The sequence below is a fragment of the Rhizobium binae genome, from assembly GCF_017357225.1.
Taxonomy (GTDB): domain Bacteria; phylum Pseudomonadota; class Alphaproteobacteria; order Rhizobiales; family Rhizobiaceae; genus Rhizobium; species Rhizobium binae.
Genome location: NZ_CP071604.1, coordinates 1522465 through 1542741 on the forward strand (window position 1 = coordinate 1522465; position 20277 = coordinate 1542741).

The 20277-nt window shown below is 62.7% G+C and carries 21 protein-coding genes; 8 read left to right on the forward strand and 13 right to left on the reverse strand.

The window, feature by feature from the left end; translation table 11 throughout:
• Nucleotides 1-16: 16 nt before the first annotated feature.
• The 3 genes from purF to radA form a co-directional block, all read right to left on the reverse strand.
• The gene (gene purF, locus J2J99_RS07385) at nt 17-1507 is read right to left on the reverse strand and encodes an amidophosphoribosyltransferase (protein ID WP_168294524.1); all 1491 of its coding nucleotides are present in this window, start codon (nt 1505-1507) and stop codon (nt 17-19) included.
• Nucleotides 1508-1730: 223 nt separating this feature from the next.
• Nucleotides 1731-2348, reverse strand: a complete 618-nt coding sequence (locus J2J99_RS07390; RefSeq protein WP_168294525.1) for a CvpA family protein — start codon at nt 2346-2348, stop codon at nt 1731-1733.
• A 90-nt stretch (nt 2349-2438) separates the two neighbouring features.
• Nucleotides 2439-3839, reverse strand: coding sequence for a DNA repair protein RadA (gene radA, locus J2J99_RS07395; RefSeq protein ID WP_168294526.1), 1401 nt, complete (start codon nt 3837-3839; stop codon nt 2439-2441).
• Between the two features lie 166 nt (nt 3840-4005).
• Between radA and J2J99_RS07400 the strand changes: the two genes are divergently transcribed.
• The gene (locus J2J99_RS07400) at nt 4006-4641 is read left to right on the forward strand and encodes a LysE family translocator (protein WP_168294527.1); all 636 of its coding nucleotides are present in this window, start codon (nt 4006-4008) and stop codon (nt 4639-4641) included.
• Between the two features lie 10 nt (nt 4642-4651).
• Here J2J99_RS07400 and alr read toward each other — a convergent pair whose 3' ends face one another.
• From alr to J2J99_RS07440, 8 genes are all read right to left on the reverse strand, one after another.
• Nucleotides 4652-5821, reverse strand: coding sequence for an alanine racemase (alr, locus tag J2J99_RS07405; RefSeq protein WP_425526059.1), 1170 nt, complete (start codon nt 5819-5821; stop codon nt 4652-4654).
• A 129-nt stretch (nt 5822-5950) separates the two neighbouring features.
• Entirely contained in the window at nt 5951-7447 is a 1497-nt protein-coding gene (locus J2J99_RS07410; protein ID WP_168294702.1) for a replicative DNA helicase, read from the reverse strand.
• 372 nt (nt 7448-7819) lie between these two features.
• The gene (gene rplI, locus J2J99_RS07415) at nt 7820-8398 is read right to left on the reverse strand and encodes a 50S ribosomal protein L9 (RefSeq protein WP_168294529.1); all 579 of its coding nucleotides are present in this window, start codon (nt 8396-8398) and stop codon (nt 7820-7822) included.
• Nucleotides 8399-8419: 21 nt separating this feature from the next.
• Nucleotides 8420-9406 (reverse strand): DUF2232 domain-containing protein, encoded by a 987-nt coding sequence (locus J2J99_RS07420; RefSeq protein WP_168294530.1) that lies wholly within the window; start codon nt 9404-9406, stop codon nt 8420-8422.
• 147 nt (nt 9407-9553) lie between these two features.
• Nucleotides 9554-9802 (reverse strand): 30S ribosomal protein S18, encoded by a 249-nt coding sequence (gene rpsR, locus J2J99_RS07425; RefSeq protein WP_004680498.1) that lies wholly within the window; start codon nt 9800-9802, stop codon nt 9554-9556.
• A 12-nt stretch (nt 9803-9814) separates the two neighbouring features.
• Nucleotides 9815-10273, reverse strand: a complete 459-nt coding sequence (gene rpsF, locus J2J99_RS07430) for a 30S ribosomal protein S6 (RefSeq protein WP_004680499.1) — start codon at nt 10271-10273, stop codon at nt 9815-9817.
• Nucleotides 10274-10577: 304 nt separating this feature from the next.
• Nucleotides 10578-11621, reverse strand: coding sequence for an aldo/keto reductase (locus J2J99_RS07435; RefSeq protein ID WP_168294531.1), 1044 nt, complete (start codon nt 11619-11621; stop codon nt 10578-10580).
• A gap of 38 nt (nt 11622-11659) precedes the next feature.
• Entirely contained in the window at nt 11660-11830 is a 171-nt protein-coding gene (locus J2J99_RS07440; protein WP_168294532.1) for a hypothetical protein, read from the reverse strand.
• Between J2J99_RS07440 and fabD the strand changes: the two genes are divergently transcribed.
• From fabD to gmk, 7 genes are all read left to right on the forward strand, one after another.
• Nucleotides 11823-12767: an ACP S-malonyltransferase gene (gene fabD / locus J2J99_RS07445; protein WP_168294533.1), complete on the forward strand. Its 945-nt coding sequence runs from the start codon at nt 11823-11825 to the stop codon at nt 12765-12767. The two genes, J2J99_RS07440 and fabD, sit on opposite strands and share 8 nt — an antisense overlap.
• Before the next feature lie 30 nt (nt 12768-12797).
• Nucleotides 12798-13535: a 3-oxoacyl-[acyl-carrier-protein] reductase gene (fabG, locus tag J2J99_RS07450; protein WP_168294534.1), complete on the forward strand. Its 738-nt coding sequence runs from the start codon at nt 12798-12800 to the stop codon at nt 13533-13535.
• Nucleotides 13536-13821: 286 nt separating this feature from the next.
• Nucleotides 13822-14058: an acyl carrier protein gene (locus J2J99_RS07455; protein ID WP_003547058.1), complete on the forward strand. Its 237-nt coding sequence runs from the start codon at nt 13822-13824 to the stop codon at nt 14056-14058.
• A 93-nt stretch (nt 14059-14151) separates the two neighbouring features.
• A complete protein-coding gene (gene fabF / locus J2J99_RS07460) occupies nt 14152-15414 on the forward strand; it encodes a beta-ketoacyl-ACP synthase II (RefSeq protein WP_168294535.1) in 1263 nt (420 codons plus the stop codon).
• 129 nt (nt 15415-15543) lie between these two features.
• The gene (gene mltG / locus J2J99_RS07465) at nt 15544-16761 is read left to right on the forward strand and encodes an endolytic transglycosylase MltG (RefSeq protein ID WP_168294536.1); all 1218 of its coding nucleotides are present in this window, start codon (nt 15544-15546) and stop codon (nt 16759-16761) included.
• A 19-nt stretch (nt 16762-16780) separates the two neighbouring features.
• Entirely contained in the window at nt 16781-17668 is an 888-nt protein-coding gene (locus J2J99_RS07470; protein WP_168294537.1) for a YicC/YloC family endoribonuclease, read from the forward strand.
• A gap of 3 nt (nt 17669-17671) precedes the next feature.
• On the forward strand, nt 17672-18334 hold the full coding sequence (gmk, locus tag J2J99_RS07475; protein ID WP_004680508.1) for a guanylate kinase: 663 nt from the start codon (nt 17672-17674) through the stop codon (nt 18332-18334).
• Between the two features lie 81 nt (nt 18335-18415).
• On the opposite strand, the gene rsmA is transcribed toward gmk, so the two are convergent.
• Nucleotides 18416-19243 carry a 16S rRNA (adenine(1518)-N(6)/adenine(1519)-N(6))-dimethyltransferase RsmA gene (rsmA, locus tag J2J99_RS07480; protein WP_168294538.1) on the reverse strand — a complete coding sequence of 276 codons (828 nt, stop codon included), beginning with the start codon at nt 19241-19243 and terminating at the stop codon, nt 18416-18418.
• Complete coding sequence (gene pdxA / locus J2J99_RS07485) at nt 19243-20271, reverse strand: 4-hydroxythreonine-4-phosphate dehydrogenase PdxA (protein WP_168294539.1); 1029 nt, start codon at nt 20269-20271, stop codon at nt 19243-19245. Before pdxA ends, rsmA begins: the two co-directional genes overlap by 1 nt.
• Nucleotides 20272-20277: the final 6 nt, after the last annotated feature.

The window sequence follows — 20277 nt, forward strand, 5'->3', positions numbered from 1 at the left end:
CAAAATGGCAAACGGCTCAGCCGTTGCTGGCAAGCATCGAAAGCTTATTGCCCATGGACTCGCCGTTCTTGTCGAGCAGACGGGTCGGATAGTCACCGGTGAAGTAGTGGTCGGTGAACTGCGGGCGGGCCGGATTGCGGTCCTCGCCGCCGACGGCGCGGTAAAGCCCGTCGATCGACAGGAAGGCGAGCGAATCCGCGCCGATATATTTGGCCATGGCTTCGACATCGGCATATTGGTTGGCGAGCAGCTTGTCGGCATCGGGCGTGTCTATGCCGTAGAAATCGGGGAAGAAGATCATCGGGCTTGCGACGCGCAGATGAACTTCGCGCGCGCCGGCTTCGCGGATCATCTGCACGATCTTCAGAGACGTCGTGCCGCGCACGATGGAATCATCCACCAGCACGACGCGCTTGCCTTCGATCATCGCGCGGTTGGCGGAATGCTTCAGCTTCACGCCGAAGGCACGGATCTGCTGCGTCGGCTCGATGAAGGTACGGCCGACATAATGATTGCGGATGATGCCGTATTCGAAGGGGATGCCGCTTTCCTGCGCGTAGCCGAGCGCCGCGGGCGTGCCGCCATCCGGCACCGGCACGACAACGTCGGCCTCGACAGGCGATTCCTTGGCAAGGTTCATGCCCATGTTCTTGCGGGTCGTATACACGTTGCGACCGCCAACGACCGAATCCGGCCGGGCGAAATAGACATATTCGAACAGGCAGAGGCGCTCCGGCTGCTGTTTGCTGGGCTTGCGGGCATCGATGCTGATCGAGCCGTCGGGCTGGATTTCGCAGATGATGACTTCGCCGTTTTCGACGTCGCGGATGAACTTGGCGCCGATGATGTCGAGGGCGCAGGTTTCCGAGCAGAAGATCGGCTTGCCGTCGAGTTCGCCCATGACAAGCGGGCGGATGCCGGTCGGGTCGCGCGCAGCGATCAGCTTGGTCCGCGTCATGGCGAGCATCGAATATCCGCCTTCCATCTGGCGGATGGCGTCGATGAAACGGTCGGATGTGGACGCATGGCGCGAGCGGGCGATGAGATGCAGCACGACTTCGGTGTCCGAGGTCGACTGACAGATGGCGCCGGTCGCGATGATCTGGCGGCGCAGTGTCAGGCCATTGGTGAAATTGCCGTTATGGGCAATGGCGATGCCGCCTTCCTCCAGCTCGGCAAACAGCGGCTGCACGTTGCGCATCGCGACTTCGCCTGTTGTGGAATAGCGTGTATGGCCGATCGACATGCTGCCGGGCAGGCGGGCGAGCGTCATCGGATTGGTATAATGGTCGCCGACGAGGCCCATATGGCGCTCCTGATAGAAGCGTTTGCCGTCGAAGGAGACGATGCCGGCCGCTTCCTGCCCGCGATGCTGCAGGGCGTGCAGGCCGAGAGCCGTGAGCGTGGCGGCATCGGGATGTCCCAGTATTCCGAAAACGCCGCATTCCTCATGCAGCGTATCTCCGTCGAGCGGATCGTCGGTCGGGAAGGAATGGGACTGGTTCATTTCTGCGGGCCTCTGCTCTCACAAGAATGGATCGGCATTTCCAGTATCATATATCGGAAACCTGGCAGCTTTCCGATAACGTCATGCTCATCCGCATTCAAAGCCCGTTCGCGGGCTCTGAAACAGCTGAGGTCCGGCGGAGCTGATGCCCGGCCGGACCTTCATTTCACGTCCCGCTCAAATGGCAATTGCCGCACGGCGGGTCAAGCTCTTGAACACTGTGTCAATTCGTCGGCTGCTGCGTGCCGCCTGCAGGCGCGTCTTCCGCCGGAGCCTGATCGGTCGTCGGCGCCGTGGCGCCTTCGCCGCCTTTTGCCGGCGACTGCATCCTATCACGGAAGCTTGCCTCGATCATCTGCGCAAATTGCTCCGGCAGAACCGCCTTCAGCTTCACCACCATCGAATCCAGGAAGGGCTTCGACTTGGCCTCATTCACCCAGGCCGGCCGGTGGTCGACGTCGACCAGCCAGTTCCAGAAAGCGACGGCGACGACCATCAGCAGCAGGCCGCGGGCCGCGCCGAACAGGAAGCCCAGCGTGCGGTCGAGCGCGCCGATGCGGCTGTCGATGATGAAATCGGCGATCTTCATGGTGATGAAGGAGATGACGATGAGGGCGATCAGGAAGACGACCGCGGCCGAACCGGCGATCGCGATGCGGTCGTCATCGGTGTATTTCTTCGCATAAGGCAGCAGGTACGGATAGAGGTAGTAGGCGGCGGCGGCCGAACCGCCCCAGCTTGCGATCGAAAGGATCTCGCGGGAGAAGCCGCGGACCATCGCCAGTACGGCGGAGAAGAGCACGACGCCGATGACAATACCGTCGAAAATCGTAATGGGCATGTAAATTCAACTCCAGGACTGCCGCTTGGCGGCCGTGTCGTGCCTTATCGTGTGCTTCCTATATCATCACCGTTCCCGGCAATGAAAGGATCAAACCTCGTCTTCCACACGCAGCGCTCCCTTCGATCCGGCGATGCGCGCGACCAGATCCGGCAGGCTTTCGACCTCGTTCCATCTCCCGCCGGAACCCTTCGGCAACTCGGCGGAGGCGGAAGGAAGCAGCGCTGTCGAAAAGCCCAGCTTCTCGGCTTCCTTGAGGCGCTGGGCGGTGTGCGCAACCGGCCGGATGGCGCCCGACAGGCTGACTTCGCCGAAATAGACGCAATCGGCGGGAAGGGCAATACCGGCGAGCGACGAAACGAGCGCCGAGGCGACGGCGAGATCGGCCGCCGGTTCGGAGATGCGGTAGCCGCCGGCGACATTGAGATAGACGTCGTGCTGGCCTAGCCTGACGCCGCAATGAGCCTCCAGCACCGCCAGGATCATCGACAGCCGGGCCGAATCCCAGCCGACCACGGCGCGCCGCGGCGTGCCGAGCGAGGTCGGCGCCACCAGCGCCTGCACCTCGACGAGCACGGGCCGCGTGCCCTCCATGCCGGCGAAGACGGCCGCACCCGGCGATTTTTCGTTGCGCTCGCCGAGGAAGAGTTCGGACGGGTTGGCGACTTCGCGTAAGCCTCTGTCGGACATTTCGAAGACGCCGATCTCGTCGGTCGGGCCGAAGCGGTTCTTGACCGTGCGCAGGATGCGGTAGTGATGGCCGCGATCACCTTCGAAATAAAGCACGGCGTCGACCATGTGCTCGACGACGCGGGGCCCGGCGATCTGTCCATCCTTGGTTACATGCCCGACGAGCACCATGGCCGCACCCGTCTGCTTGGCAAAACGGATCATCGACTGCACGCCGGTGCGCACCTGCGTGACCGTTCCCGGCGCGGAATCGGCCAGCTCGCTCCACAGCGTCTGGATGGAATCGATGATGACGAGGTCAGGACGTTTGCCCTCGGCGAGCGTCGCCAGAATATCCTCGACATTGGTTTCGGCGGCCAGCATCACGTCGGTATCGGCTGCCGCAAGACGCTGTGCCCTGAGCCGAACCTGCGCCACCGCCTCTTCGCCGGAGACGTAGATGATCCTGTGGCCGCGCCGCGCGAGGGCGGCGGCTGCCTGCATCAGCAGTGTCGACTTGCCGATGCCGGGATCGCCGCCGATCAAGACCGCCGAGCCGCGCACGAAGCCGCCGCCGAGTGTGCGGTCGAGTTCCGACATGGCGGTATGGATGCGCGGCGCCTCCTCGATCTCGCCGGAGAGCGCCGTCAGCGCCACCGGCCGGCCCTTCTTCGGCGTCTTGCCGGGGCCGGAGCCGATGCCGCCCATCGGGTCTTCCTCGACGATCGTATTCCACTCGCCGCAATTGTCGCATTTGCCGGCCCAGCGGTTATGCACTGCGCCGCAATTCTGGCAGATGAATTGTGTCCGGGCCTTCGCCATCAATCGTTCTTTCAGTCGAGTTATCAAGACAAAGCCGAGGCGTGCTTGATCGAATCATTGTGGTGCTTGAGATAATGGCTATCGCGACGGATCAAAACTAATGATTTCCCCATTAGCGTCTGCCGTGCCTATGCTTCTCGTTCCTGCTCATCCGGAACGGTAGAAAATGCTCGATTACTCGCTTGCCCATTGGCTTGCATTTCTGTCGGCGGCGGTTTTGCTCAATCTCTCGCCGGGCCCCGACATCGCCTTTATCCTCGGGCACACGATGCGAGGCGGCAAACGCGCCGGTTTTGCCGCGCTGTTCGGCGTCTGGTCGGGTGCCTGCCTGCATGTTCTGATGGCGGCACTTGGCCTTTCGGCGTTGCTGGCCGCCTCAGCCGTCGCCTTTTCCGCCGTCAAATGGGTCGGTGCGGCCTACCTCTTCTGGTTAGGCATTCAGGCCTTGCGCGCTGGCGGCAGCGGCAACCTGATGAAAGCGGCTGGCGAAAAAATGCCAGTCGGAAAAATCTACCGGCAAGGTATCCTGGTGTCGCTGCTCAATCCGAAAGTCGCGATATTCTTCCTGGCTTTCCTGCCGCAATTCGTGGTCGAAGGTGCGGGGCCGGTCTGGGCCCAATTGATGCTCCATGGCGGGTTGATCATAGGCGTCGCTGCGTTCATCGAACCGCCGCTCGTCCTTCTCGGCGGGCGCCTCGCAGACATGCTTAAGAATAATCAGGAGATCGAGCGGTGGCTCGATCGCGGCCTCGGCGCGCTTTTCGTCGCGCTCGGAGTGCGTCTCGCACTCACCAGCCACTGACGAGCGAACACTATTCTTCGACCGTATAGCGCCGCTCGTGGCGAAGCCCCATGCTGGTCAGGATCTCGTATCCGATCGTCCCCGCCGCCCGTGCCACGTCGTCCAGCGCCACGTTCTTTCCGAACAACTCGACATAGTCTCCGGCGCGCACGGCGGTTTCAGGCAGATCGGTGACATCGAAGATCGTCAGATCCATGGTGATCCGGCCGGCAACCGGAACCTTATGTCCGGCGATGAAGCCTTGGCCGCCCTGCGGCACGACCTGGCGCAGCGGCACGCCGCCGCTCGACTGGCTGCGCATATAGCCGTCGGCATAGCCTGCCGAGACGATTGCCAGCCGGCTGTCGCGACGAAGCTGCAGCGCCCGGCCGTAGCTGACGGTCTCGCCGGCTTTGACGGTGCGCACCTGGATGATGCGCGCCTCCGCAGTGGCGACCGGCCGCATCGGGTTTGCCATGCCGCTGACCGCTTCGCCGCCGTAAAGGGCGATGCCCGGTCGGGTCAGATCGAAGTGGTAATCCTCGCCGAGGAAGATGCCGGCCGAGGCGGCAAGACTTGAATCGATACCTTCATAGGCGGCGGTAACCCTGCGGAATGATTCGAGCTGCTGGCGGTTCATCACGTGACTGGGATCGTCGCTGCAGGCGAGGTGGCTCATGACCAGTACGGGCGCGAAGCTTGCCGGCCGCGAGACGTCATCGGCAAGCGCAATCGCATCGTCGATGTGCAGTCCCAGCCGGTTGAAGCCGGTATCGACATGCAGCGCGCAAGGATAATCGCCGTAGTCGGAAAGCACCGCCATCCAGAAGGCGAACTGCTCATCGGAGGAAATTACCGGCACCAGGTCATTGTCGAAGAAGCGCCGTTCGGTACCCGGCCATATGCCCGAGAGCACGAAGATGCGCGCCTCGGGCGCATAGAAGCGAAGCGTCACCCCTTCATCGACGGTCGCGACAAAGAAATCTCGGGCGCCGGCGAGGTAGAGTGCTTCGCCGGCATCCTCGATACCCATGCCGTAGGCGTCCGCCTTGACGACGGCCGCGGCGCGCGCGGCACCCGAACGGCGCGCCATGTCGCGCCAGTTCTCTGTCAGCGCGGTCAGGTCGACGGTCAGCCGCAGGCCTGCCGAGGCAAAGGTGTCGTCTTCGGGGGCGTCGAGAAATTCGCTCATGATCCACATCGAAAAGAGGCCGGAGAAGGATTCCCCGGCCAGGTTAATGCATGCGGCTAAAACTGTGCAGCGGTTTTGGGCGGACGATGCGCTTCACGTCGATTTTGTCCATGGAAAGCCCGCGGCATCGCCGCGCGATCAGTGCTCTTCATATTGAATGAAGGACGGATCGGCTAGATCGGCAAAGCGCGTGAATTCCGCCTGGAAGGCGAGCTTCACCGTGCCCGTCGGCCCGTGGCGCTGCTTGGCGATGATGACGTCGGCCGTGCCCTTCACCTTGTCGAACAGCGCTTCCCATTCCGGATATTTCGGATCGTGCGGATCGCGCGGCTCCTGGTTCTTGACGTAATATTCCTCGCGGAACACGAACAGCACGACGTCGGCGTCCTGCTCGATCGAACCGGATTCACGAAGGTCGGAAAGCTGCGGACGCTTGTCGTCGCGGCTTTCGACCTGACGCGACAGCTGCGACAGCGCGATGATCGGAACGTTGAGTTCCTTACCGAGCGCCTTCAGGCCGGTGGTGATCTGGGTGATTTCCTGGACGCGGTTGTCGCTCGATTTGCCCGAGCCTGTCATCAGCTGCACGTAGTCGACCACGAGCACGTCGAGGCCGCGCTGGCGCTTGAGGCGGCGCGCGCGTGCCGAAAGCTGGGCGATCGAGATACCGCCGGTCTGATCGATATAGAGAGGCACCTTCTGCATCATCATCGAGCAGGCGACGAGCTTTTCGAAATCGGCATCGTTGATGTCGCCGCGGCGGATCTTCGAGGAGGAGACTTCCGTCTGCTCGGAGATGATGCGGGTGGCGAGCTGTTCGGACGACATTTCGAGCGAATAGAAGCCGACGACGCCGCCATTCTTCGCCTTCATGCTGCCGTCCGACTGCACCTCGCCCTCGTAGGCGGCGGCGATATTGTAGGCGATGTTGGTGGCAAGCGAGGTCTTGCCCATGCCCGGACGGCCGGCGAGGATGATCAAGTCCGAACGCTGCAGGCCGCCCATCTTGGCGTCCAGCGAGTGGATGCCGGTGGAAATGCCGGAAAGGCCGCCGTCGCGTTCCTTGGCGACGGCCGCCATGTCGATCGCCAGCGCCACGGCGTCGTTGAAGGACTGGAAGCCGCCGTCGTAGCGGCCGTTTTCGGCGAGCTCGAAGAGACGGCGTTCGGTATCCTCGATCTGCGACTGCGGCGGCATGTCGAGCGGTGCGTCATAGGCGATGTTGACGACGTCCTCGCCGATCGTGATCAGCGCCCGGCGCAGCGCCAGGTCATAGATCGCTCTTCCGTAATCCTCGGCGTTGATGACGGTGACCGCGTTGCTGACCAGGCTCGCCAGATATTGCGAAACCGTCATGTCGCCGACCCTTTCGTCGGCCTTGAGGAAGGTCTTGATCGTTACCGGGTTGGCGATCTTGCCCATGCGGATGATGTCGCCGGCCACCTCGAAGATCTTGCGGTGCAGCGGTTCGTAGAGATGGATCGGCTTGAGGAAATCCGACACCCGGTAATAGGCGTCGTTGTTCATCAGGATGGCACCCAGAAGCGCCTGCTCGGCTTCGATGTTGTTGGGTGCTTCGCGATAATGCTGCTCCGAGGGAGCAACAGCTGCAATCTTTCGAGCGGCGTCGTTCATCATCATCCGTTCTGTCTTTTTCCAACTCCGGATTTGCAATTCCGGATGGAGAAAATCAAGGGGCTGTAAAGGCGCGGAGGCCCGCTTCGCCAAAATCCCGAACGCTGTGCACGTTGTTCGACTTCTCCACAGTCCTGCGCGACACAAGCGAGAAATACCGGGAGTGTCACCCTGAGGACACGGCACGGAGCCGACTCAGCCCATCCGTTCCGGAGATGACCATCGTAACCCGACGACATCGGGCACGCAGCAAAAACATCCGGAAATCCCCTGTAAAAGATGATCTCCCCGGTTGTTTCCGATCAAGCGGATAAAACGAAGAAGCCCGGCGCAACGGCCGGGCTTCCTGTCGCGGATCGTGTCCGGCGAGACTTATGCTTCTTCTTCGTCGATGCCGTCGGCTTCCGGATCGAAGAAATCTTCCGGACGCAGCGCGTCTTCGTCGACGCCGTAGATCGCGTCGACCGAGGTGAGTTCTTCACCCTTGGCCTGGCGCTCAGCCTCTTCGGCGGAACGGGCAACGTTCAGCTCGACATTGATTTCGACTTCGGCATGCAGCTGCAGCTCGACCTTGTGCAGGCCGATCGCCTTGATCGGCGTGTTCAGGTGAACCTGGTTGCGGCCGATGTTGAAGCCTTCGGCGGCGAGAACTTCGACGACGTCACGGGCAGCGACCGAGCCGTAGAGCTGGCCGGTTTCGCCGGCGGAGCGCACGACGATGAAGGACTTGCCGTCGAGAACGTCGGCGACCTTCTGGGCTTCCGACTTGCGCTCGAGGTTGCGGGCTTCGAGCGTCGCACGCTCGGATTCGAAGCGGGCCTTGTTGGCGGCGTTGGCGCGCAGCGCCTTGCCGAGCGGCAGCAGGTAGTTACGAGCAAAGCCGTCGCGAACCTTCACGGTTTCGCCCATCTGGCCGAGCTTGGAGATGCGTTCGAGAAGGATGACTTCCATTTTCTTTTCCTTTCTTGTGTCTCAGATTTTCGTATCGGATTGTTTGGGGGCATCGGCATCTTTCGCCGGGGTCAGCGCGATCGCCTTGCGCGTATCGCCGAGACCGAGGACGAGGATGAGGAGTGCTGGCAGCAGCATGAGCATGGAGGCCAGGTAGCAGAGGATGAGGGCGGGCAAACGCCAGTCCTTGCCGCGGGTGCGGAAATGCAGCGCGGCGAAGCCGGAGAGCATGAAGCCGGCGCCGAATGCGCCGATCACGGTTGCGCCGATCAGCGCCGCAACGCCGCCGAAGAAACAGGCGGCGAGCCCGGCGAGGAAGATGAAGATCGAGTTGCGGTTCATGCGCAGCGAAGAGGGAATGTCCTCGCGGGGGCGGAGGCCGCGGCCAGATGCTGCGACGATGCGCACTGCGATATAATAAGCGGCAAACAGCATCGTGACCCACATGCCGCCCTGCACCGCCGGCAGCATCAGCAAGATCAGCGATTTGGTCTGTGCGGTCGCCGCCGGATCGGGCATGAAATCCGGCTGCTGCTGTTTGACCGAGGTGATCAGCAGATCGACGATCGGATCGGTAACCTCGGGCCCGTAGCCGATCATTACGCCGATGACGATGACGGCGATCGTCACCAGGCCGCAGAGATGCAGCAGGATGTCGGAGAGTGGATACCAGGCAAGCAGGTGGTCAGGGCCGCCGAGCTCGGAGGCGGGCCGTGCGAGATTGGCGAGATGACTGAGCCAGCCGGCCGGCAGCAGCGTCACCAGCGCCATGATCAGCGCGAAGGAGGGGGAGATCAGAACCGCGCCGAGTGCGGCTGCGGTGACGACGGCCGAAATCGCGGCGGCATTGCCCCAGCCGAGCCCGACGATCAGGATCGGAAGCGCCGAGGCCGTGTAGAGGATCGCGCTGAAAAACGACGGCTGCATGCTCGCGCCCAGCACCAGCAGGGCGGCGGTCAAGCCGGCGAGTGCGCCGGTCAGCAGCGTTTTAAGATCCAGTCGTTTCAAAGTCGCTGTCCTGCTTCATCAAGCAGTTAGAGGATGTTGCTGAATCGAATTCAGAAACGTCTCAACATGGGTTTTAACAGTTCCGATCCGCGCCCATCGCGGAAGGGAGCAACCCCCGGATCAGGAATCCGGGGGTTACATATTCGATCAGGCGACGACGTACGGCAGCAGGCCGAGGAAACGGGCGCGCTTGATCGCCTGGGCGAGTTCGCGCTGCTTCTTCTGGGAAACGGCCGTGATGCGGGACGGAACGATCTTGCCGCGCTCGGAAATGTAGCGCTGCAGCAGACGAACGTCCTTGTAGTCGATCCGTGGTGCGTTTGCGCCGGAGAACGGGCAGGTCTTGCGGCGGCGATGGAACGGGCGGCGGACCGGTGCGGAGGAAGCTTCAGACATTCTTATATCTCCTTATGCACGGTCTTCGCGGGGGGCGCGATCCGGACGCGGGCCACGCTGGAAGTCGCCGTCACGGCGCGGCGGACGGTCACCGAATTCGCGGCGCGGGCCACGGTCGCCGCCTTCGCGCGGGCCGCGGTCGTCGCGGTCGCGCTTCTGCAGCATGGCAGACGGGCCTTCTTCGTGCTTTTCCACGGCGATGGTCATGTAGCGAAGAACGTCTTCGCTGATGCGCATCTGGCGTTCCATTTCCTGGATCGCGGCAGCCGGAGCATCGATGTCCATCAGCGCGTAGTGCGCCTTACGGTTCTTCTTGATGCGGTAAGTGAGGGACTTGAGGCCCCAGTTCTCGATACGCCCGACCTTGCCGCCGTTTGCTTCGATCACACCCTTGTACTGTTCTACGAGGGCATCGACCTGCTGAGCGGAAATATCCTGTCGGGCAAGGAATACATGTTCATAAAGAGCCATGACAGCTTTGCCTTTCTTGCGTTTGGTTCAACCCGATATTCGGCGGCTAAGCCTCAACGACTGCTCCTGATTGGGCGGACCCAGGCAAGAAAAGCGTTTCCGAGACGGTCGAGAGCGGAGACACGGGAGGCTGGAACGCTTCCGTTCCGAACGATTTCCGAGGAAACCGGCCCTCCGTTCAGCCACCAGCCAGAAGACCGGGTTAACGAACAGCGCGGCTTATACGGATTTTTCGGGGAAAGGCAACCCCAATCGGACATTCGAGCCCGACGCAGACCAATTGGTAGCGCCGGGGGCCGGGCCATCAAAGCGTCAGGGGATATTGTCGGTGCACCTTGGCAATCTCCGCCAGCACCTCGTCCGAAAGCGTCAGCTCGGCCGCGCCGAGATCGGTTTTCAACTGCTCCATCGACGTTGCGCCGATGATGACCGACGTCATGAAGGGTCTCGACAGGCAGAAGGCGAGCGCCATCGCCGCCGGGTCGAGACCGTATCGGGCCGCGAGCGTCAGATAGGCCTTGGTCGCCGGCTCCTGCAGCGGCTGCAACCGGCCGCCGATATCGGGATTGATCGAAGCGCGCGACCCCTTCGGTCTGCCGCCATCGACATATTTGCCGGTCAGGATGCCGCCGGCGAGCGGTGAATAGGCGAGCAGCCCAACATCCTCGTGATGCGAGAGCTCGGCGAGATCGAGGTCGAAATGGCGGTAGAGCAGATTGTACTCGTTCTGGACGCTGGCAACGCGCGGCAGGCTCTTCTGTTCGGACAGCGTCAGGTATTTCTGGATGCCCCAGGTGGTCTCGTTGGAAAGGCCGATCGTCCGGATCTTGCCTTCCTTGACCAGTGCTCCCATCGTTTCCAGGATCTCGAGCATATTGGCGACGGCCTTGTCGCGATCCTGGTTGAAGGGATTGTAGCTCCAGTTCTGCCGGAAGTGGAAATGGCCGCGGTTCGGCCAGTGCACCTGATAGAGGTCGACATAATCCGTCTTGAGCCTCTTCAAGCTGGCCTCGAGCGCCAGGCGAATATTCTTTGCATCCGCTCCTTCGCCGCCGCGCAGATAATCGCGGCCGCGGCCGGCGACTTTGGTGGCGAGGACGATCTCCCTTCGCTTGCCGGTCTTTTCGAACCAGCTGCCGATATAGTCTTCGGTCCAGCCCTGCGTTTCGGGCGAAACCGGTGTTGTCGGGTAGAGCTCGGCGGTATCGAAGAAATTGACGCCCTTTTCGACGGCGTAATCCATCTGCGCATGCGCGTCGCTTTCGCTGTTCTGCGAGCCCCAGGTCATGGTGCCGAGGCAGATTTCTGAAACGGAAATCTCGGTACGGCCTAGCGATTTGTACTTCATGGGAAAACCTTGGGAGAGAGGTGGAAGTCGTCGGAAAGTCAGCGCGAATCTAGGCCGGATTTGGCGGAGCGCAAGAGCAAAAACCAGGCTTTTGCACCGGTGGGAAAGGCTTTGCGCAGAAAGTGCCGCCACTTGACTCTGCCGGAAAGAATGTCAATTGGAGGCAAAACAGCCTCGATGGGCGCAATCAGGGACATCAGAATGACCATTGCTTTCACTTTTCCCGGCCAGGGCAGTCAGGCCGTTGGCATGGGCAAGGATCTGGCCGAGAATTTCGCGGAAGCCCGCGCCGTTTTCGAAGAGGTTGACGAGGCGCTCGGTGAAAAGCTCTCCGACGTCATGTTCAATGGCCCCGAGGACACCCTGACCTTGACGGCCAACGCCCAGCCGGCGCTGATGGCTGTCTCGATCGCCGTGGTCCGTATTCTCCAAGCCAAGGGGCTGGATCTGAAGGCCAAGGTCGCCTACGTCGCCGGCCACTCGCTCGGCGAATATTCCGCGCTTTGCGCCGCCGGCACATTTTCGCTTGCCGACACGGCGCGGCTGCTGCGCATTCGCGGCAATGCCATGCAGGCCGCCGTCCCCGTCGGCGTCGGCGCCATGGCGGCGATCATCGGGCTGGAACACGCCGACGTCGTCACCGTCTGCGACGAGGCCGCCGCCACCGGCGCCTGCCAGATCGCCAACGACAATGGCGGCGGCCAGATCGTCATCTCGGGCGAGAAGGCGGCTGTCGAAAAGGCCGCTGGCCTCGCGACCGACAAGGGCGCCAAGCGCGCCATCCTGCTACCGGTTTCCGCCCCCTTCCATTCCAAGCTGATGGCGCCCGCCGCCGAGGCCATGCGCGCCGCGCTGGCGACGGTTGCCAAGTCCGACCCCGTCGTGCCTCTCATCGCCAATGTCCGCGCCGCCCCGGTGACTGATGCCGACGAGATTGCGACCCTCCTGGTCGAGCAGGTGACCGGCCAGGTCCGCTGGCGCGAGACGGTAGAATGGTTCGCCGGCAACGGCGTGACCACGCTTTATGAAATCGGTTCCGGCAAGGTACTGACCGGCCTTGCCCGCCGCATCGACAAAGCAGTCAACGGCATCTCCGTCAGCGGTCCGGCGGATATCGACGCGGCCGTCGCCGCCCTCATGGCCTGATTGGTGTCTCCAGATATAAGGAACGTTTCCATGTTCGATCTTTCCGGCCGCAAGGCTCTCGTCACCGGCGCATCGGGCGGCATCGGCGAGGAAATCGCCCGCCTCCTTCATAAGCAGGGCGCCATCCTCGGCCTGCACGGCACCCGCGTCGAGAAGCTGGAGGCGCTGGCGGCCGAACTCGGTGAGCGCGTCAAGATCTTCCCGGCGAACCTGTCCGACCGCGATGAGGTCAAGGCGCTCGGCCAGAAGGCCGAAGCCGAACTCGAGGGCGTCGATATCCTCGTCAACAATGCCGGCATCACCAGGGACGGCCTCTTCGTGCGCATGAGCGACGAGGACTGGGACGCCGTTCTCGAAGTCAATCTGACATCGACGTTCCGCCTGACGCGCGAGTTGACGCATCCGATGATGCGCCGCCGCTATGGCCGCATCATCAACATCACCTCCGTCGTCGGCGTCACCGGCAATCCGGGACAGGCCAACTATTGCGCTTCCAAGGCCGGCATGATCGGCTTCACCAAGTCACTGGCGCAGGAAATCGCGACCCGCAACGTCACCGTCAACTGCGTCGCCCCCGGCTTTATCGAAAGCGCCATGACCGGCAAGCTGAACGACAAGCAGAAGGAAGCGATCATGGGGGCGATCCCGATGAAGCGGATGGGTACGGGCGGCGAAGTCGCTTCGGCGGTTGCCTACCTCGCGTCCTCCGAGGCTGCCTACATGACCGGCCAGACGCTGCACGTAAACGGCGGCATGGCGATGATCTGAAACGACAAACCATCGGCATGGGGGTATTTCCGCCAATAGCATGTTGAGCAATCACGAAGCGTTGATTTTCTGGCTTTGCGGCAGACTTAAACCATGTTAAGCGGGCCATGACTGTGAACAGTCGTCCCGAGAAAGCAGACGGACCGGCGGGCTTTTCGCAAGCCTCGGAAATCTCTGAAGCCGGGTAAACGAGTTTGCCGAGGATGTCTGAAAACATCGCAGGCTGAAACAGGGTAGGGGTGCCGCGACGGCATTCCGATCAGGACATAAAGTCGAGGAAACCGACATGAGCGATATCGCAGAACGCGTAAAGAAAATTGTTATTGATCATCTTGGCGTCGATGCCGACAAGGTCGTCGAGAGCGCCAGCTTTATCGACGATCTGGGCGCCGACTCGCTCGACACGGTCGAACTTGTCATGGCTTTCGAAGAAGAATTCGGCGTTGAAATCCCCGACGACGCTGCCGACTCGATCCTGACGGTTGGCGATGCAGTGAAGTTTATTGAGAAGGCCCAGGCCTGATCCTGTATATTTGAGAAAGGGCGGGCCTGGAGTCCGCCCTTTTCTTTTCGGCCTATTTCTCCATAGAACATAAGAGACGGGGGAAAGCACGCGATGAGACGTGTCGTCATCACTGGTACCGGAATGGTATCACCCTTGGGATGCGGAACTGAGGTGACATGGTCGCGGCTGCTCGCCGGCCAGAATGGCGCCCGCCTCGTCACCGAATTCGAGGTCGATGACCTTCCCGCCAAGATCGCCTGCCGCATTCCCCTTGGTAACGCCGCAGACGGCGCCTTCAATCCTGATGAGTGGATGGAGCCGAAGGAGCAGCGCAAGGTCGATCCCTTCATCATCTACGGCATGGCCGCCGCCGACATGGCGCTTGCCGATGCCAACTGGCATCCCGAGAGCGACGAGGATCAGATCGCCACCGGCGTGCTGATCGGCTCCGGCATCGGTGGCATCGAAGGCATCGTCGAGGCGGGCTACACCCTGCGCGACAAAGGCCCGCGCCGCATCTCCCCCTTCTTCATTCCCGGCCGCCTGATCAATCTGGTCTCCGGCCAGGTGTCGATCCGCCACAAGCTGCGCGGACCCAATCATTCGGTTGTCACCGCCTGCTCAACCGGCGCACATGCGATCGGCGATGCCGCGCGGCTGATCGCGCTGGGCGATGCCGACGTCATGGTCGCCGGCGGCACGGAATCGCCTGTCAGCCGCATTTCGCTCGCAGGTTTTGCCGCCTGCAAGGCGTTGTCGACCCAGCATAACGACGACCCGCAGAAGGCTTCGCGCCCCTATGACCGTGATCGCGACGGCTTCGTCATGGGCGAGGGTGCCGGCATCGTCGTGCTCGAAGAACTGGAACATGCCAGGGCGCGCGGCGCCAGGATCTACGCTGAAATCGTCGGCTACGGCCTTTCGGGCGATGCCTATCACATCACCGCCCCGTCCGAAGACGGCGAGGGCGCCGGCCGCTGCATGGCGATGGCGCTGAAGCGCGCCGGGCTTACACCCGCCGATATCGACTACATCAACGCCCACGGCACTTCGACCATGGCCGACACGATCGAACTCGGGGCGGTCGAGCGGCTGGTCGGCAATGCGGCGTCGAAGATTTCGATGTCCTCGACCAAGTCGGCGACCGGACACCTTCTCGGTGCTGCCGGCGCCATCGAGGCGATCTTCGCCACGCTCGCCATCCGCGACAATGTCGCCCCGCCGACGCTCAATCTCGATAATCCCGAGCGCGAGACGGCGATCGATCTTGTTCCGCACAAGGCCCGTGAGCGAGAAATCAACGTGGCCCTCTCCAACTCGTTCGGATTCGGCGGCACGAACGCATCGCTCGTGCTGCGCCGTTACGCGCAGTAACAGGCCCGCCGTGCCAGGCGTGCTGGAGTTGAACGACCGGCAGCGATGTCGTTGACCGTAGCAGAACCTGTTTTTGCCGCATTGCTTCGCGAAATAGCGGAATGAGGGCCAAGTTTTAGAGGATTGCCGGTGAGCGATACGACGAACCAGAGCAACGACAGCCAGGCGCAGAAGGGACCAATCATCCCGAAGTCGCCGAACGAGGCCCTGCGTCCGGAACGTGTTCCGGAGCCGCCGAAGCGCTCCAGGAACGCGCGCAGCCAGATCGTCCTCTTTCTGAACTTCATCATGACGATGGCGGTCCTGGTCTGCGTCGTCGCAGTTATCGCCTTCTACTACGCGACATCGACCTATCAGAGCCCCGGCCCGCTGCAGACCAACACCAATTTCATCGTCCGCAACGGCGCAGGTCTCGCCGAAATCGCTTCCAACCTCGAGCGCAATGCGATCATCTCCGACGCCCGCATCTTCCGATATCTGACAGCGACGCATCTTTCGGCCGGCGAGAGCCTGAAGGCCGGCGAATACGAGATCAAGGCGAGAGCCTCGATGAGCGATATCATGGAACTGCTGAAGTCGGGCAGGTCCATTCTCTATTCGGTTTCCTTCCCCGAAGGCCTGACGGTCCGCCAGATGTTCGACCGCATGCTGCAGGATCCGGTGCTGGAAGGCGACCTGCCGGCCGCGCTGCCGGCCGAGGGCAGCTTGCGTCCTGACACCTACAAGTTCTCGCGCGGCACCAAGCGTTCGGAAATCATCGAACAGATGGCGGCGGCACAGCAGAAGCTCGTCGATCAAGTCTGGGACAAGCGTGATCCCTCGCTGCCGCTGCGATCCAAAGACGAATTCGTGACGCTCGCCTCGATCGTCGAAAAGGAGACCGGTGTTCCCGACGAACGTGCCCATGTCGCTTCCGTTTTCCTGAACCGGCTTGGCAAGGGCATGCGCCTGCAGTCCGACCCGACGATCATTTACGGGCTCTTCGGGGGCGAGGGAAAGCCGGCCGACCGGCCGATCTACCAGTCGGACCTGAAGCGGGACACGCCTTACAATACCTATGTCATCAAGGGCCTGCCGCCGACGCCGATCGCCAATCCCGGCAAGGATGCGCTGGAAGCGGTCGCCAACCCCTGGAAAACCCAGGATCTCTATTTCGTCGCCGACGGTACTGGCGGCCATGTTTTCGCCGCGACGCTCGAAGAGCACAATTCCAACGTCAAGCGCTGGCGTAAGCTCGAGGCCGACAAGGGTTCGGATCCGAACATTGCGGTCGATGGCCAGCCGGAAGAGCAGCCGGCCGACAATGGCGCGACTGCCGTGCCGCCGAAGAAAAAGAAGATCAACTGAAAGATTTCGGGAGGCTCGCATGGCGTTGCAGTCCATGACCGGTTTTGCGCGGCGCGAGGGAACGAGCGGCCGCTGGCGCTGGGCATGGGAGCTGCGATCGGTCAACGGCAAGGGCTTCGACCTGCGTCTGCGCCTGCCGCCCGGTCTTGAACGCATGGAGGCGGAGGTCCGCCGGCTAGCCGGCGAAGGTTTCAGCCGCGGCAACCTGCAGGCTTCGCTCTCGCTTACCGCTGATGAAAACCGTTTCGAGGCGGTGCTGAACAGGCAAGCACTGGCCGCCGTGCTTGCCATGCGCGAGCAGCTGGTGGACGTGATCGATCCGACGCCGCTGAAGCTCGATACACTGCTTCTGGTGCGTGGCATCGTCGAATTCCGTGAGGGCGAGGATGGCGAGGAGGCGCTGGCCGCCCGGGATGCCGATATTGCCGCTGGCCTCATGGCCGCGCTTGCCGACCTCCGGGCGATGCGCGAACAGGAAGGGGCGGCGCTCTCCCGCATTCTTCTCGATCACGTCGCAACAATCGAGGGCCTGACACGGACCATCGAGGCGGATCCCTCGCGCTCGCCGCAGGAGATCGCCTCCCGGCTCGTGGCGCAGGTCGCCTTGCTGATGGACGGCATGGCTGCGCTCGACCGCGACAGGCTGCATGCCGAAGCCGCACTACTGGCGACCAAGGCGGATCTGCGCGAGGAAATCGACCGCCTGAAGGCGCATGTCGCCGCAGCGCGCGATCTCCTGGTGAAAGGTGGACCTGCCGGACGCCGGCTGGACTTCCTTGCACAGGAATTTAACCGCGAATCGAATACCATCTGCTCGAAGTCGAATGCCTCGGCCGTTACCGCCGCCGGCATCGAGTTGAAAGTCGTGATCGACCAGTTCCGCGAGCAGGTCCAGAATTTGGAGTAGGACATGAAACCGGCGAAATCCTCGCCCGTGCAGATCGCCCGCCGCGGTCTGATGCTTGTCATCTCGTCGCCGTCGGGCGCCGGCAAGTCCACCATCGCGCGCACGCTTCTGGAGACCGACAAGCATATCGGCCTCTCCGTCAGCGTCACCACGCGCCAGCGCCGCCCGAGCGAGGTCGAAGGCGTGCATTACCATTTCAAGAGCGTGCGCGAGTTCGAGCGGCTGCGTGATAGCGACGCGCTGCTCGAATGGGCCGAGGTGCACGGCAATTTCTACGGCACCCCGCGCGAGCCGGTCGAGCAGGCCATGGCGGAGGGCCGCGATATGCTCTTCGACATCGACTGGCAGGGCGCCCAGCAGCTGCAGGAGAAGATGTCGGCCGACGTCGTCTCGATCTTCGTGCTGCCGCCGACCATGACGGAACTCCAGTCGCGGCTGCACCGCCGCGCCGAGGATTCCGAGGAGGTTATCCAGACGCGTCTCGCCAACAGCCGCGCCGAGATCGGCCACTGGCGCGAATATGACTATGTCATCGTCAACGACGACCTTAACACCGCCTTCGACGCCGTCCAGTCGATCGTCAAGGCCGAACGCCTGCGCCGCGACCGCCGCCACGGCATGTTCGATTTCGTCCGCGAATTGCTGGAAGAGACGCCGTCGCTCTAAAGCGCGCCGCGACGGGCGTTGGCTCTTTGTTTTATGCATGTCCTTGTCCCGGAACCGCTGCACACTTCCGGGCGAGATGCATTAAAGACTATTTGCTAACAGGCAGAATTCCTCGACGGACAGCGTCTCAGCCCGCCGCGCCGGATCGATGCCGGCCTTGACGAGCAGGCTCTCGCCACCGAGCGGCTTCAGGCTCTGGCGCAGCATCTTGCGGCGCTGGCCGAAGGCGGCCTGCGTCACCTTTTCCAGATTGGCGACGGAGCAGGGGATCGGATTTTCCCGGGGCGTCAGATGCACCACCGTCGAGGTCACCTTGGGCGGCGGCGTGAAAGCTTGCGGCGCCACGTCAAAGGCCATGCGTGCCTCGGTCCGCCAGCCACAGAGCACGCCGAGACGGCCGTAATGGTCGTCGTCCTCGCCGGCGACGATACGCTCGCCGACTTCCTTTTGAAACATCAGCGTCAGCGACTGCCAGAACGGCGGCCAGGTCTTCGGCAGTAGCCAGTTGACCAGCAACTGCGTGCCGACATTATAGGGCAGGTTGGCGATGATCTTGATTGGGCCTTCCGGCGCCAGGGACTCAAAATCCGTCTTCAGCGCATCGCCTTCGATCACCTCCAGCCGGCCCGGATAGTGATCGGCGATCTCGGCAAGCGCCGGCAGGCAGCGCGTATCGCGCTCGACAGCGATTACCTTCTTGGCGCCGAGCGCCAGGATCGCGCGCGTCAGCCCGCCGGGACCTGGCCCGACCTCGAAAACGGTCGTCCCTTCGAGCCCGCCCGCCGTGCGGGCGACCTTCTGTGTCAGATTCAGGTCCAGCAGGAAGTTCTGCCCGAGCGCCTTGCGCGCATCGAGGCCGTGACGCTGGATGACGTCGCGAAGCGGCGGCAGGCCATCGAGTGCTGCCATCAGCGGCGGCTTTCCGCGGTACGGCCGAGCTGAGCGGCGAGCTTCAGCGCCGCAACGAGGCTGTGCTCGCGCGCCAGCCCCTTGCCGGCGATGCCGAAAGCGGTGCCGTGATCCGGCGAGGTGCGCACGAAGGGAAGTCCGAGCGTGACGTTGACGCTGTCGTCGAACCCAAGCGCCTTGGCGGGGATCAGTGCCTGATCGTGATACATGCAGATGGCGACATCATATCGCGCCCGTGCCTCGTCATGAAACATCGTATCGGCGGGCAGGGGGCCGATGGCGTCGATGCCCTCGTCGCGCAGGCGCTCGATTGCCGGGCGGATGATGTCCTCGTCTTCCCTGCCGATCGTCCCGGTTTCGCCGGCATGCGGATTGAGGCCGGCAACCGCGAGCCGCGGCGCATCGATGCCGAACCGCTGCCTCAGATCGTCGTGAGCGATCCTGCAGGTTTCCATGACCAATTTCTCCGTCAGCGCCTGCGGCACGTCCCGGAGCGGAATGTGAATGGTGACGGGAATGGCCCTGAGCTTCGGTCCGGACAGCATCATGACAGGGGTCACAGGCCCGCCGGTTGCCCTGGCGGCGAGATCGGCGAGAAATTCGGTATGGCCGGGAAAGCGGAAGCCCGCCTCGTAGAGCACGGCCTTGGCGATCGGATTGGTGACGACTGCGAGCGCCTCGCCGCCGATAACAAGCGAGACGGCTTTTTCGATCGCCGCGATCGTGCCTTTCGCCGTTGCCGCATGCGGCTCGCCGGCCACGACCTCGATGCCGGCCGGCACGCTGGTGACGGGCAGGGCGTCGGCAAACATTCCGATGGCCGCGTCGGCCTTGTCGATCTCACGGATGGGAACGGCCAGGTTGAGCTGGCGGGCGCGCAAGGCCAGGACATCAGGATCGCCAATCAGGAAAAAAGGCGGGAGCCCGAGTTCACGCCGCCGGAGCCAGGCCATCAGCGTGATATCCGGCCCGATGCCGGCCGGATCGCCCTGGCTCAGCGCGAGCGGTCGTGAGAACGGTATCGCCATCGTCGG